The 13559-nt window shown below is 55.3% G+C and carries 13 protein-coding genes; 8 read left to right on the forward strand and 5 right to left on the reverse strand.

Translation table 11 applies throughout. The annotated features are described in order from the left end of the window. Window positions 1–283 precede the first annotated feature (283 nt). The 4 genes from VHE58_07520 to VHE58_07535 all read left to right on the forward strand — a co-directional run bounded on the left by VHE58_07520 (window position 284) and on the right by VHE58_07535 (window position 7763). Entirely contained in the window at window positions 284–1726 is a 1443-nt protein-coding gene (locus VHE58_07520; protein ID HVS27128.1) for a hypothetical protein, read from the forward strand. A gap of 31 nt (window positions 1727–1757) precedes the next feature. Next, window positions 1758–3701, forward strand: coding sequence for a site-specific DNA-methyltransferase (locus VHE58_07525; GenBank protein HVS27129.1), 1944 nt, complete (start codon window positions 1758–1760; stop codon window positions 3699–3701). A 10-nt stretch (window positions 3702–3711) separates the two neighbouring features. Then, window positions 3712–6690 carry a DEAD/DEAH box helicase family protein gene (locus tag VHE58_07530; protein HVS27130.1) on the forward strand — a complete coding sequence of 993 codons (2979 nt, stop codon included), beginning with the start codon at window positions 3712–3714 and terminating at the stop codon, window positions 6688–6690. Between the two features lie 434 nt (window positions 6691–7124). Further along, on the forward strand, window positions 7125–7763 hold the full coding sequence (locus tag VHE58_07535; GenBank protein ID HVS27131.1) for a Fic family protein: 639 nt from the start codon (window positions 7125–7127) through the stop codon (window positions 7761–7763). Here the strand turns inward: VHE58_07535 and VHE58_07540 are convergent. The 3 genes from VHE58_07540 to VHE58_07550 all read right to left on the reverse strand — a co-directional run bounded on the left by VHE58_07540 (window position 7760) and on the right by VHE58_07550 (window position 9115). Beyond that, a complete protein-coding gene (locus VHE58_07540; protein ID HVS27132.1) occupies window positions 7760–7972 on the reverse strand; it encodes a hypothetical protein in 213 nt (70 codons plus the stop codon). The two genes, VHE58_07535 and VHE58_07540, sit on opposite strands and share 4 nt — an antisense overlap. 235 nt (window positions 7973–8207) lie before the next feature. Next, complete coding sequence (locus VHE58_07545) at window positions 8208–8627, reverse strand: hypothetical protein (GenBank protein ID HVS27133.1); 420 nt, start codon at window positions 8625–8627, stop codon at window positions 8208–8210. Beyond that, complete coding sequence (locus VHE58_07550; GenBank protein HVS27134.1) at window positions 8624–9115, reverse strand: Panacea domain-containing protein; 492 nt, start codon at window positions 9113–9115, stop codon at window positions 8624–8626. Before VHE58_07550 ends, VHE58_07545 begins: the two co-directional genes overlap by 4 nt. A gap of 229 nt (window positions 9116–9344) precedes the next feature. Here VHE58_07550 and VHE58_07555 point away from each other — a divergent pair, with 229 nt between their 5' ends. The 4 genes from VHE58_07555 to VHE58_07570 all read left to right on the forward strand — a co-directional run bounded on the left by VHE58_07555 (window position 9345) and on the right by VHE58_07570 (window position 11253). Continuing rightward, on the forward strand, window positions 9345–9563 hold the full coding sequence (locus VHE58_07555; GenBank protein ID HVS27135.1) for a hypothetical protein: 219 nt from the start codon (window positions 9345–9347) through the stop codon (window positions 9561–9563). Beyond that, window positions 9560–9802 carry an AbrB/MazE/SpoVT family DNA-binding domain-containing protein gene (locus VHE58_07560; GenBank protein ID HVS27136.1) on the forward strand — a complete coding sequence of 81 codons (243 nt, stop codon included), beginning with the start codon at window positions 9560–9562 and terminating at the stop codon, window positions 9800–9802. Before VHE58_07555 ends, VHE58_07560 begins: the two co-directional genes overlap by 4 nt. Before the next feature lie 8 nt (window positions 9803–9810). Further along, window positions 9811–10230 carry a PIN domain-containing protein gene (locus tag VHE58_07565; protein HVS27137.1) on the forward strand — a complete coding sequence of 140 codons (420 nt, stop codon included), beginning with the start codon at window positions 9811–9813 and terminating at the stop codon, window positions 10228–10230. Between the two features lie 372 nt (window positions 10231–10602). Beyond that, entirely contained in the window at window positions 10603–11253 is a 651-nt protein-coding gene (locus tag VHE58_07570; GenBank protein ID HVS27138.1) for a Fic family protein, read from the forward strand. 664 nt (window positions 11254–11917) lie between these two features. Here VHE58_07570 and VHE58_07575 read toward each other — a convergent pair. Both VHE58_07575 and VHE58_07580 read right to left on the reverse strand, forming a co-directional pair. Next, window positions 11918–12712 carry an ABC transporter ATP-binding protein gene (locus VHE58_07575; GenBank protein HVS27139.1) on the reverse strand — a complete coding sequence of 265 codons (795 nt, stop codon included), beginning with the start codon at window positions 12710–12712 and terminating at the stop codon, window positions 11918–11920. Window positions 12713–12724: 12 nt separating this feature from the next. Continuing rightward, window positions 12725–13552: an ABC transporter permease gene (locus VHE58_07580; protein ID HVS27140.1), complete on the reverse strand. Its 828-nt coding sequence runs from the start codon at window positions 13550–13552 to the stop codon at window positions 12725–12727. Window positions 13553–13559: the final 7 nt, after the last annotated feature.

The following is a 13559-nucleotide window of genomic DNA, read 5'->3' on the forward strand; positions in this document are numbered from 1 at the left end:
GGGAGGAGTATGGCGGCAGAACCCGAACAATTAGCGCGTGGAAAAATAGACCAACTGCTCATCGCTGCCAATTGGCTAAGGCCCATTGTGCACGTTTTGCCGCTGCAGCTCCTCGCCTACCATCTAGCGCTGCAAAGAAGCACCGATACGGACAAACCTAATGCATCTCGTGAAGTCGGCGAAGGTGGAATAATTTACCCTCACCCTATTTTTATAATCCTTTGAGGTTTTTGTTTGCTATGACCATCCAAACGGAGATACGTAGCTAGGAATGGCATAGGTAATGTCGAGCAAATCTACATTTTCCCAGCATTTTGGCCTAGATAAGTCCCAAGGCGAGCTCGATTTTGTCGACGTTCCACTGAATAGGGACATCGCCTTATTTGTAGATCCTTTTGCAATTTCGCAGCGTCCGGATCGGTGGTCGCAAGATTCCCATGCCCATCTCCTAGCATTCTTTCAAAAGGTCGTCGATAGTATTAGGAGCAACCGCAGTGATGAAGCGCGGAATCTTTTGGCCCATCTCAGGGAGCCCAACGAGACCAGATTCGGTCTTTCGCGCGGGAGGCCTCAAGGAGCCGGCATTGGTCCAAATCAGGCAGACCGCTTATTCCAGGCACTTCGAGAGTCAAACGCTGTAAAGACTGGATTTCTAAGTTCGCTTGAGGAATGTGAACTGATGATCGAGGGAATCGGCTGGGACAAGATATCCGATCTTACGACAAACGTCGTTCGGGGCAGGCTAGCAGAGTACACTTTCGATCAATGTCAATTGCACGGCGTCCCCGTACGTGACGTAGCATTAGGGGCATGTTTCTCTCTTAGCGCCCAAGATTGGGTCAACGAATACCTGCAACTGCCTGTTGTGGGTGGAAAGCCGATTTTGTTGGTTCCGAAGGCCATAGCGCGCTTCGAACCTTCCTATGATCACCAGCATTACTATCGCCACTTCGCTCTTGAGTTCCTGCAAGCGCAACACCTTGCGGCTGGCTCGAACCTTGTGCACGCCCTCAAGAATGGAAAACGCAAGGTGTACAAGAAGGATCTGCAAGCCAGATACCCATGCACTAAAGACTATCTTTTTCAGTTTTCGAAAGAACATCCAGAGGTACTTGTTCGATATCGTCAGCATCTTGAACAGCTGGAAAAACGAGGAATACACAGCATAGTAGAAGAGGACGATGAACCAGGCATTGCATCAGCGCTTCGCGCCGCATTGGCGGCAATCCCGCCGGGCAATGCACATGCATCGAGTTACCACAAGCTCATGGTCGGCATCCTTGAATTTCTCTTTTTCCCGGCGCTCCTCTGCCCGCGAAAGGAACAAGAGATTCACCAAGGCCGTAAGCGAATTGATGTTTTAATGGAGAACGGAGCAACCATCGGGATCTTCTATCGTCTCCATGCTACTCGAAAGCTTCCCAGCGCATTTGTGGCCTTCGAGTGCAAGAACTACACGACTGAGATCAACAATCCAGAGCTTGATCAAATCGCCGGACGCTTCTCGCCGAATCGTGGCAGGGTTGGCTTCATCTGTTGCCGGCATTTTGAGGACAGGGCGCGCTTCGTTCAAAGGTGCCGGGACACCCTCAAGGACGACAGAGGTCTCGTGGCCGCGGTTGACGACGCCACGATCGATTTGTGGCTATCCCTAATTGAGGCCCGTCGACGACGAGACCTTGACTCTGCTATCGCTAGGGTTATCGACGAGGTATGGATTTCGTAGAGATTCAATGTAAAGTGGTAGAACTTTCCCAATGAACGAGAAGATCATTACCAACGAACCCGAGAGGCTTGATCTACGTTCGCATGAAATCGCGGACGACAGGAAGCAGGAGCTGTTGCGCCTGTTTCCCGAAATCCGCACCGAGGGCGGCAAGCTCGACTTCGACCTGCTCGAGCGCGCGCTGGGCGAAACCGTGGACGTGGGCAAGGAACGCTACGGCATGAACTGGCCGGGAAAGGCCGATTGCTACAAGACCATCCAGATGCCCAGTCTCGGCACGCTGCGCCCGTGCCCGGAGGAAAGCGTCAACTTCGACACTACCGAAAACCTCATCATCGAGGGCGACAATCTGGAAGTGCTCAAACTCCTGCAGAAGTCATATTTGGGTAAGGTGAAGATGATCTACATCGACCCGCCCTATAACACCGGTAATGATTTTATTTACCCGGACAACTACTCTGAGTCCCTGCAAACCTACCTGGAATACACCGGGCAGACGGATACCGAAGGGCGGAAGTTCAGTACCAATACGGAAGCGGATGGCCGCTTCCACTCGAAGTGGCTGAACATGATGTACCCGCGCCTGTATCTAGCGAGGAATCTGTTACGGGAGGATGGCATCGTTTTCATTAGTATCGATGACTTTGAGTATGACAATCTCAAAAAACTATGCGATGAAGTGTTTGGTGAAGAGAATTTCCTTGAAAACATAATATGGAAAAAACGTTATGGCGGCGGTGCTAAAGAAAAGTTCCTCGTCTCGGTTCACGAATATATTCTTTGCTACGCTAGGAACCTCGACACAATTGCACCTTTATTCGTTCCACAGACGCAAGAATCTATAGAACGGTACTACACGCTGAAGGACAAGAACTATGCGCAGCTTGGCCCGTATCGCACCCACCCGCTCGAAGCAACTAAGAGCATGGGTGAAAGAAAGAATCTCGTTTTCCCAATTACCGCGCCAGATGGCTCCGCAGTCATGCCGAAGAGACAGTGGTTGTGGTCACGAGAGCGAGTCGATGAAGCGTTAAAAAAAGATGGGCTGGCCTTCCTAAAGGATAAGGATGGTAACTGGTCGGTACATACAAAGCAATATCTAAAAGACGAGGATGGAAATGTTCGCCAGAGCAAGGCATTTTCGATTATCGATAATGTATTCACTCAACACGGCACGAACGAAATATTGAATCTGTTTGGTGACGCCCAAATTTACTCATTTCCAAAACCATCAAAGCTGTTGATACCGCTGCTGAATCTTGCAACTTCTGAATTAGATTCTATTGTTTTGGATTTTTTTGCCGGCTCTGGTAGCATTGCCCACGCTGTCCTCGACCTGAACAAGCAGGACGGCGGCAACCGCAAGTTCATCCTCGTCCAGCTACCCGAGCCACTTGACCCTAATGATAATGCTCAAAAAGCAGCCTATGATTTCTGTAAGGTCAATAATTTTGCAACCAACATTGCCGAAATCACCAAGGAGCGCGTCCGTCGTGTTATCAATAAGCTCAGCGACGAAGGTGTGGGCAAGCTCGATCTGGAAGGCGCCACAAAGCAGGACCGCGGCTTTCGCGTCTTCAAGCTAAGCGAGTCTAACTTCAAACCATGGAATGCCGAAGTGGCACACGAGGCGAAAGTGCTAGAGCAACAGCTTGAGATGCACGTCGATCACTTCCGTGAGGGCCGTACGGCCGAGGATCTACTCTACGAGATCCTGCTCAAAAGTGGCTTTGCGCTTACCACGCCGGTCGAAACGCTCACGCTTGCGGGCAAGGCCGTGCATAGCGTCGCGAGCGGTGCGCTTTTCATTTGCCTAGAGCGCGAACTGACGCTCGAACTCGTTCGCGCGATGGCTGACAAGAAACCCGAGCGCGTGGTCTGCCTCGACGAAGGTTTCGCCGGCAACGATCAGCTCAAGGCCAACGCCGTCCAGCTCTTCAAGACTAAGGGCGTCACCAGTTTCAAGACGGTGTGAACCGTATGCGATGAAGCTCCAATTCGACGCCAATCAACAGTTCCAGCTCGATGCCGTCGCGGCCGTCACGGATCTCTACGACGGTCAGCCGCAGGGCGCGCCGGAGTACGCCGTGATCGACATGGGCACTGGAATGGGCCTGTTTACCGGCCAGCAGCAGACCGAGCTGGGCGCAGGCAATCAGTTGCTGGTGGCGGAGGACAAGCTGTTGGCGAACACTCGCGCTCTTCAGACCCGCAATGACATTGAGGTTTCCGACCCAAAGGCGGCGCTTGAAACGTGGGAGCTGTTCGACGGCCCTGCTAACCAGACGCGCCACTGCCCGCACTTCTCGGTGGAGATGGAGACCGGTACCGGCAAGACCTACGTTTATCTGCGCACTATCTTTGAGCTCTCGCGGCGTTACGGTTTCCAGAAGTTCATTATCGTGGTGCCGACCGTGGCGATCCGAGAAGGTGTGCTGAAGAACATCGAAATCACCGCCGATCATTTCCGCGCGCTTTACAACAACCTTCCCTTCGAGCACTTCGTCTACGACGCACGGAAGGTCAACCGGCTGCGGCAGTTTGCGACCAGCAACACGCTGCAGATCCTGGTTATCAACATCGACGCTTTCCGCAAGAATTTCACTGGCACTGAGGAAGAACAGAAGAGCAACGTGATCTATAAGGAAAGCGACAAGCTCTCAGGCCGGCAGCCGATTGAGTTCGTGCAGGCGGCGCGTGCTGTCGTAATCATCGACGAGCCGCAGAGCGTGGACAGTACCGACAAGGCGCAGGAGGCGATCAAGGCGCTTAACCCGCTGTGCACGCTGCGCTACTCCGCCACGCACCGCAACCCGTACAACCTGGTGTACCGGCTCGATCCGGTGCGCGCTTTCGAGCTGAAGCTAGTCAAGCAAATCGTAGTGGCGAGCGCGGCGGCGGACGGAGCGGCAAACGATGCTTTCGTGCGCGTGGAAAAAATTGACTATAAAAATGGCATCAAGGCCAAGCTGCGCATTCATGTGCAGGGAACAAGTGGGCCGAAGGAGAAATCCGTTATGGTGAAAAATGGCGCGGACCTCCTTACCCTTTCGAATGAGCGGGCCTGCTACGCGCAGGGGTTTTCCGTGGCCGAGATCAACGCCGAGCCGGGCAGCGAGTTCGTGCGCTTCAGCAATGGCCGGACGTTGCGCCTCGGCGAGGAAACGGGCGGCATGCGTGAGGACGTGTGGCGCACCCAGATCAAGCACACGGTGAAGCGGCACATGGAGAAAGAGCTGCAGCTGAAAGCCCGCGGCATCAAGGTGCTCAGTCTCTTTTTCGTCGACCGGGTGGCCAACTACCGCGACTACGACGCGGCAGGCCAGCCGGTGAAGGGCAAGTTCGCCAAGGTGTTCGAAGCAGAACTTGCAGCGCTGGCAAAGGACGAACGCTTCCGCGAACTGGAGTGGCTCAAGCAACCAATGGACAAGCTCCATAACGGCTACTTTGCCCAGGACAAGAAGGGCGTGCTCAAGGACACGCGCGGCGACACACAGGCCGACGACGAGGTCTACAACCTTATTATGAAAGAGAAGGAGCGCCTGCTTTCTCTGGATGAACCGCTGCGCTTCATCTTCAGCCACTCGGCGCTGCGCGAAGGCTGGGACAACCCGAATGTGTTTCAAATCTGCACGCTCAATGAAACCCGAAGCGCGGTGAAGAAGCGGCAGGAAATCGGTCGCGGCATGCGTCTGCCGGTGGACCAGAACGGCCTGCGCGTCTTTGACGAGTCGGTGAACAAGCTCTATGTCATGGCCAACGAGAGCTACGAGGATTTCGCCCGCGCCTTGCAGACTGAGTACGAAGAAGAATGCGGCGTAACCTTCGGCAAAGTGCCGCTCACTGCGCTTGCCAAAATCATTCGGGTGGTGGACGGCGAAGAACGCCCGATTGGGCATGAGGCGGCGGTCACGATACGAGACGCGTTAGTGAATCAGAAGATGCTCGACATAGAGGGGCGCATCCAGCCGGTGTTCGACCCGAAGCGCAAGGACTTCGAACTGGAACTGCCGGAGGCACATCGTGAGTTGGCGCCGGCAGTCATTGATCTGCTCGCGACGTATCAGATCGAACGGCACATTCGCCGGGAGCGGGATGACGGGCCCAACCTGCTCAAGAAGGAGGTCACGCTCAGCCCGGAATTCCAGGCACTTTGGGATCACATCAAGCCGAAGACGACCTTTCGGGTGGAGTTCGAAACCGAGAAGCTGGTCACACGGGCAGTCGATGAGCTAAAGCGCATGGAGAAAATCGAGATCCCCAAGATTCATGTCATCACGGGAAAAGTAGAGGTTACGAAGGGTGGCGTTACAACGAGGGCCACGGGTGCGGCCCAGGAACTAGCTAGTTACAGCTCGCGCCCCATACCTGACGTACTTGCCTACCTGCAGAACGAAACCGAGCTGACGCGATCAACACTGGTCCGCATCCTCAAGGAATCGGGACGGCTCGTTGAGTTTTTCAACAATCCGCAGCGATTCATGGATGCCATGGTAGCGATTCTCAAGCATGAGTTGCACCGCCTGCTGGTGGATGGTATCAAGTACGAGCGGATCGATGGCACGGGCTCGGAAGCGGAGTGGGAGATGCTGCTCTTCAAGAACGAGGAGCTGATTAACTATCTGACGGCGCTGCAGGTGAACAAGTCGGTCTACGAGTATGTGGTCTACGACTCGGAGGTGGAGCGCGAGTTCGCCAAGCGTCTCGACCAGCGCGAGGACATCAGGCTCTTCGTGAAGTTACCCGGCTGGTTCGAGATCGACACTCCTGTGGGCAAGTACAATCCTGACTGGGCCATTGTGAAGCACGACAACCAAACGCTTTACCTTGTGCGCGAAACCAAAGGCACTAAAGATTTCATGAACCTCCGCACCAGCGAGGCGGACAAGGTGCGATGCGGGCAGAAGCACTTCGAGACATTAGGTGTTCCGTTTGCTGTGGCAGTCACGGCAGACGAGGTATGAGAGATAAGAATGGGTGCGATCATGGGGGAGTAAAAATAGGCTCAGATTCGATTTCTGAGTTACGGCCTGTGATCCTTGCACTCCGGAGTGCCGCTTGGTGCGCGAGGCAAATGTTCCTCACACCGGTGTGAGAATATGACAGACATTGAAATCATCACCTCGCAGCAAAAACCTACCGAGGGGATGGTGACGCTGACCCATGTCATCTACGCGCTGCACGCTTTCAGCGCGACGCGGGTCAGTAGCTTCGATTAACCAACGATGGTGTAAATGAGCGCTCAGAACATTATGAAGTGGTTCATTGACCCGCTGGCATCCGCTCCGCGGTCGCGTCCCCACTGTGCGGGGCCCCTGCTCCGCGCTTCGCGTCGCAACCATTCGTTATGGCGACTATTCTTCGACTTCGCTCAGGACAGGCTCTGAGCAGTTGACGCATGACTAATCGTTACCAAGCCCGTGGGATTGAGGCGGAATTCGAGCCTGGCTCACGTGGACGCGTTCTGCAGAATCTGCTTGGTGTTAAGTCGACCCGAGAGATGGCGCGGCGCGAATCAGAAGCGCTCCTTGTCACGACCCGGCAATTGATTGACGATACACGCTCGGACCAGAGATTCACCTCGGAGGACGTCCGGCGGATACATAGGTTATGGTTTGGGGAAATTTATGCGTGGGCTGGGCAATATCGGCACGTCAACATTGCCAAGGGCGATTTCATGTTCGCCGCAGCCAGCGAAGTATCTCGGTTGATGCGGGAGTTCGAGCGCGGACCGTTGCATGAATTTACGCCCTGCCGATTCGCGCCCCATGAGGAACAAGCGCGTGCTTTGGCAGTGGTGCACGCTGAGCTAATCCTGATCCATCCTTTCCGCGAAGGAAACGGTCGTTGCGCGCGCCTGCTCTCCGTGCTGATGGGGTTGCAGGCAGGATTGCCGGCCCTGGACTTTGTTGGAGTTCGTGGGGATGAAAAGCAACGTTACATTGCCGCCGTCCACGCCGCTATGGACCGCGACTATGAACCTGATGACCATAGTATTTCGAAAGATTATTGCCCGCACATTGCGGTCACAGGCTAGGGCTTGGCGCGGTTAGAGCGGGCTTTGCTGACGGGTACTTTACGGCTGCTTGAAACTAATTCATGTTTTCCGACATCGAGCGCCATTTGTTTAAAAGGTGCATGGATGCCTTCAATCGCCGACGAGCTGGCAACGGAATTGAACAGCATCCGCTCGCGAATGACGGCGTCTAGCAGATAGGGATTACTAGCGGAAAGTTTTGCACCCATATACAAATTATAACAGTTATAGACTCAAATTATAAGTTATGAACAGCGCAACTATCGTCCAAAAACTTTCACGGAGACAGTATCGGAGACAGAGGAGACAGGATCAGGGCTTGAATTATCAGTTTTCAATTGTGACATTCTTCCTTTGGGCGTGAGAATATGACAGACATTGAAATCATCACGTCGCAGTCAAAACCTACTGAGGAGATGGTGACGGTTGGCTAGCCAAAACTGTTCAGAGCTTACCCACCGCTTCGTAAAAAGCCAGAATTCTGGGCGCAGTAAAGCGGGATTCAGTCAAACCGTGGCAGACGCGGGCAAATATTTCTTCACCTAACATTCCCTTGGGCGAAAGTACGCCGTGCTTCACACCGTCAACGAGCTTCTGCGACGCTTCAATGCGCGCCTCCGCGTAGTACACGTAGCTCTTGTGCCGGATGAATGGATGGTCGCCTGCGTACAATTCGCATGCCGGATCGTGTGGGATACCCTCTTGGATGGTGCTTACACCGACGAACAGTGAATGCTTCGCGTCGTAGTTAAGGACCTGAGCCGGATCGGTCAGGAGAATGAAAAGGTGTTTTTGGTCGGGATCATGTGCCGGTCCTGACGGGACGAGCAATGTCGCCCGCCGATAGGGCACAAACAACTTCACAAGCTCGCGAAGAGCTTATCGATGTGGCGCTGCTGTTCGACCCGTGCTCCCAGCTTTCGAGCTTCGGCGGGGCTGCGGCCAAGCGCCTTGAATATTTCCTCGTAACTGATGGGAATGGACGACCCGTTCGGGTCTTGCCATTCACGGCAGTAACGGTGGATATACTTCACCAAATCCCATTGGTTCACCTTACCGAATTTGGCGAAGACATCGCGAAGAACATCGATGTCAGCATTGCTCAGTTCATCGAGTACTTCTCGTGTGGCCCTTCGCCTGAGCGATACGGCGTAATCGGCTTTGTCGGCGATCCAGTGATCCCAGCCACGCTCTTGAAACTTCACCGCACCATTGATGAGATTGAGTGTATTGGATAGCACGGGTCCGTGATCCATGGAAACATAGCGGTCGCCTGAAATCGGGTGTCCGTGACGCTTCATAGATTCTCGATCCGCGAGATACAGAAGCTTCATCAGCTTCAGGTATTTCATGCGGGTCCTAGCGTGATTGAGAAGGTACGCCGCCATTTGGGCGACTCGCCGCTCGTTAAACATGGTTCCCCCGTGCTTCAGGTCCAGAGTTCGGTTGACGAGAATTGCCTGTAGTAACCATGGACGGTTAGATTATAGCCAAGTTCCCTGGATTTAGGTAAATAATGGCAGGCAAAAATGCGGTCGGAGTCATTTTGTTGAATAACAATCTCGCTGTAGGCGTGAGGATATGGCAGACATTGAAATCATCGCATCGCAGTCAAAACCCACCGAGGGGATGGTGACGCTCACCGATGTCATCTACGCGCCGCACGCTTTCAGCGCGCTGATGGGGGTGCTCGGGCTGATCTTCAGCAGGTCGTTGGGCGGCTTCACGGTCTTCGGCGTTTCCCGAAGCCCTTGGTCAGATTTGCAGAATTTCTGCATTTCTGATAAACTGCAATCATGAAAACCACTCTTACCATGACCAGCCGCGGCGTGGTGACACTACCCGCCAAGCTCCGTCTCGCGCTCGGCCTCAAGCCCGAAGATCATCTCATCGCTGAGACAACGCCGGAGGGTCTGCTGCTACGTCCGGCAGTTACCCTTCCAGTGGAGGTCTACACCGACAAGCGAATCCGCGAGTTCGACGAGGCCGAAGCGGATCTCGGCAAGTTCCTTCGCCGCAAGAAGAAGCCCGCCCGCTGACGCCGCGGATGCGGATTTTCCTCGACGCGAACATCCTGTTTTCCGCCGCCAAGTCCGACGGCGCCGTGAGGCGGCTCGTGGACTTGCTCATCGCGGCCGGTCATGAATGCTGGGTGGACGGCTACGTGACGGAGGAAGCGCGGCGCAACATCGCCGTGAAGTTCCCAGACGGCATGGCTGCCCTCGACTTGCTCTTGTCGCGCGTACATGTAGCGGCCATCCACGCTCCCGATGCGGCGCTCGAAGGCACGCTGCCGCTGCCGGAAAAGGACCGGCCGGTGCTCGCCGCGGCGATCCACCATAGTTGCCAAGCATTGGTCACGGGCGATCGCACGCATTTCGGCCGCCTCTATGGCAAGACCATTCATGGTGTGACGATTCACTCCCCGCTCTCGCTCGCGGAAGCGCTGCTCAATGTAAGGCGGTAAAAAAGCAAATAATGCGGGCGGAGTCGTTTTCACGAGCAATGTGGATGTGAGAATATGACAGACAATCATCACATCGCAGTCAAAACCCACAGAGGGCATGGTGACGCTCACCCATGTTATCTACGCGCTGCATGCTTTCAGCGCGACGCGGGTCAGTAGCCTTGATTAACCGACGATGGTGTCAATGAGCGCTCAGAACATTATGAATTGGTTCATTGACTCGCTGGCATCCGCTCCGCGGTCGCATCCCCACTGTGCGGGGCCCCTGCTCCGCGCTTCGCGTCGCAACCATTCGCTATGGCGACTATCCTTCAGCTGCGCTCAGGACAGGCCCTTCGGTTGCGCTCAGGACAGGCTCTGAACAGTTGACGCATGACTAATCGTTACCAAGCCCATGGGATTGAGGCGGAAATCGAACCTGACTCACGCAGGCGGGTGTTGCGAAACCTTCTGGGTATCACGCGCGTACGGGACATGCAGGCTGCGGAATCGCAGGCGCTGCATCTTGCACAGGCGCAGGCAATAGAGACTGTGTCTGATAACCAGCGATTTACCGCAGCCGATATTTGTCGGCTGCATAGGCTGTGGCTCGGTCCGATTTACGCTTGGGCCGGGGAGTACCGTACCGTGAATCTCGGCAAGGGAGGATTTCAGTTTGCCAATGCAGAGTTGATCCCCGCGTTGATGGAAGAACTGGAGCGTAAGGTACTGCAAAAGTACACGCCGTGTTTAGCGGCACCCGATGAGGCCATTGCCGAAGCACTAGCCATCGTGCATGCTGAGCTGGTCCTGGTTCATCCGTTTCGTGACGGCAACGGGCGATTGGCACGGCTGCTCGCGCTTCTCATGGGACTTCAGGCAGGATTACCACCGCTGGATTTTTCGTCCCTGGACGGGCGCGGCAAGCGTCTTTACATCGCGGGAATCCACGCCGCGATGGGGCACGACTACAGCACGTTGATCGGGATGTTCCGAAGAGTTATCGACCGGACTTGGAAGCGTGTTTCTTCCAATAGTCGATAAGGGCTTGCGCCGTGGGTGGTTGCCAGGCGTGCGGGCCGAAGGGATGGCGGATGCCTTCGATCGCAGAGGAAGTCTTAGCCGATACCCAAAGGGCTGCCTTGGCTTGGCCGGGAGACCTCAGGAATCGATTGGATTTTGCGAGCTTCATAATAAATATTTTACCCTTCATGGAGTGAAATGACCACTCTGATTGAGCCTCTGCGGCAGATTCGCATGGGCAGCCTATGAATACCGCGACCATCGTCCAAAAGCTCTGGAACTACTGCAACGTCCTGCGTGACGCGGGTCCGTTCGGTTTTGCTGGATCATCGGAAGTATCGAGTTGCGAGCAGTTCAATAAGGTAGCCAAATGACCCGCCAGCATCCGCTCTGCAGTCGCATCCCGCAGGCGGGTCCCTGCTCCACGCTTCGCGGCGCAAGAATTCGCTACGGCGACTACGTCGAGCAGCGCGTCCATAATGTTCCTCGTGCCGGCGTGAGAATATGACAGACATTGAAATCATCACATCGCAGACAAAACCTACCGAAGGGATGGTGACGCTCACCCATGTCATCTACGCCCTACACGCTTTCAGCGCACTAAATACTCAGGGGGCCGAGTAATATCGTAGTCGCTTCAAATATAAATCGTCTCTGACCGCCAGTAATCCTTCCGAGCGCGGCGCTAGTCTGCGGTATAGCCTTGGATCTCGGTCTGGGTGTAGCGCATTTGTTCTTCCATGACCAATTTCGACAGTTCCTTTTTCAGCGCGTTGAATTCCGCGCTCGCACTGTCGCGCGGGCGCGGCATCGCGATACGCACGTCGCGCTTGATGGTGCCGGGCCGGTAAGTCATCACCGCCACGCGGTCGGCCAGGTAAACGGATTCTTCGATGCTGTGAGTGACGAAGACGATGGTTTTCCGGTACTCGTCCCAGATGCGCAGCAATTCGTCTTGCAAGGTGTGGCGGGTCAAGGCGTCGAGCGCGCCGAAAGGCTCATCCATCAGCATGATCGGCGAGTCGAGCGCCAGCACGCGGGCGATCGCCACACGCTGGTTCATGCCGCCGGAGAGGTCCTTGGGAAAACGCTCGCGAAACTCGTAGAGGTTGAGTTTGCGCAGGAGCCTGTCCACTTTCCCGTTCATTTCTGCCTTGGGCAAGCGCTTTATCTCGAGGCCGAAGCGGATGTTCTGCGCTACCGTCATCCAGGGAAACAAGGCGTATTCCTGAAACACCATGCCGCGGTCGGGGCCCGGAAACCTGGCGGCATCCGCCCTGCCGTTGATGGCGATGCTGCCGCTGGTCGGGGGTGAAAAACCGGCGATGGCATTGAGCAGGGTGGATTTGCCGCAGCCCGACGGCCCCAGCAGACAAACGAACTCGCCCTCTCCGACATCAAGATTGATGTCTTTCAGCGCAATGACTTCACCCCCCGGGACCGGAAAACTCTTATTGACGTTTTCGATATGGATGAACATCGCCGCTATCCATTAATTCTGGTCGATACCGCGGTGCCACTTGAGCAGCCAGTTGTTCAGGCCGTTCATGAAGAAGTCGATACCCAGCCCGAGCAAGCCGATGGTGAACATTCCCGCGATGATCTTGTCCGACCACAAGTATTCGCGAGCCTCAAGGATGCGGTAGCCGAGACCGCTGTTCACCGCGATCATCTCCGCGACAATCACCACGATGAACGCCGTGCCGATGCCGATGCGCATGCCGGTGAGAATGTACGGCATTGCCGCCGGCACGATCACCCGGCGGAACAGGGTCATCTGGCCTGCGCCCAGATTGCGCGCCGCGCGCAGATAGATTCCGTCCACGTGCCGCACGCCCGCAATGGTATTCATCAACACCGGAAAGAAAGCACCGATGCTGATCAGGAAAAAAGCCGGCGGGTTGCCCAGACCAAACCAGAGGATGGCAAGGGGTATATAAGCGATGGGTGGAATGGGCCGCAGCACTTGTACCAGCGGATTGAACAAGCCGTAAAGCTTGTTGCTGGCACCCATCAGCAGACCGAGGGGCAGCGCAAGCAGCGTGCCGATCAGGAACCCGCCCACCACTCGCGACAGGCTTGCGAGAGCGTCGTGCGGCAGCTCGCCCGAAACCAGCCACAAGGCGTAACTGCCTCCGCTGTAAGAAGCAGTGGGCCGCAAGTACTCCCACCACTTGGCAACCACCTGCGTAGGTGACGGCAGTATCTGCGGGTTGACCCAGCCGCTCATCGCCAAGAACTGCCACAGCGCCAAGACCGCAACGGGAATGACGACACCCCTGGCGAAGTTCAGGATGCCTCTGAAATAAGCTACTCCCATGACCCGC

This window comes from Burkholderiales bacterium, from assembly GCA_035543335.1.
Lineage (GTDB): Bacteria > Pseudomonadota > Gammaproteobacteria > Burkholderiales > JAHFRG01 > JAHFRG01.

Excerpts from the sequence above, each read along its gene's own strand:
- VHE58_07520 (HVS27128.1), top strand. The coding sequence starts at position 284 with ATGTCGAGCAAATCTACATTTTCCCAGCATTTTGGCCTAGATAAGTCC.
- VHE58_07525 (HVS27129.1), top strand. The coding sequence starts at position 1,758 with ATGAACGAGAAGATCATTACCAACGAACCCGAGAGGCTTGATCTACGT.
- VHE58_07530 (HVS27130.1), top strand. The coding sequence starts at position 3,712 with ATGAAGCTCCAATTCGACGCCAATCAACAGTTCCAGCTCGATGCCGTC.
- VHE58_07535 (HVS27131.1), top strand. The coding sequence starts at position 7,125 with ATGACTAATCGTTACCAAGCCCGTGGGATTGAGGCGGAATTCGAGCCT.
- VHE58_07540 (HVS27132.1), bottom strand. The coding sequence starts at position 7,972 with ATGGGTGCAAAACTTTCCGCTAGTAATCCCTATCTGCTAGACGCCGTC.
- VHE58_07550 (HVS27134.1), bottom strand. The coding sequence starts at position 9,115 with ATGAAATACCTGAAGCTGATGAAGCTTCTGTATCTCGCGGATCGAGAA.
- VHE58_07555 (HVS27135.1), top strand. The coding sequence starts at position 9,345 with ATGGCAGACATTGAAATCATCGCATCGCAGTCAAAACCCACCGAGGGG.
- VHE58_07560 (HVS27136.1), top strand. The coding sequence starts at position 9,560 with ATGAAAACCACTCTTACCATGACCAGCCGCGGCGTGGTGACACTACCC.
- VHE58_07565 (HVS27137.1), top strand. The coding sequence starts at position 9,811 with ATGCGGATTTTCCTCGACGCGAACATCCTGTTTTCCGCCGCCAAGTCC.
- VHE58_07570 (HVS27138.1), top strand. The coding sequence starts at position 10,603 with ATGACTAATCGTTACCAAGCCCATGGGATTGAGGCGGAAATCGAACCT.
- VHE58_07575 (HVS27139.1), bottom strand. The coding sequence starts at position 12,712 with ATGTTCATCCATATCGAAAACGTCAATAAGAGTTTTCCGGTCCCGGGG.
- VHE58_07580 (HVS27140.1), bottom strand. The coding sequence starts at position 13,552 with ATGGGAGTAGCTTATTTCAGAGGCATCCTGAACTTCGCCAGGGGTGTC.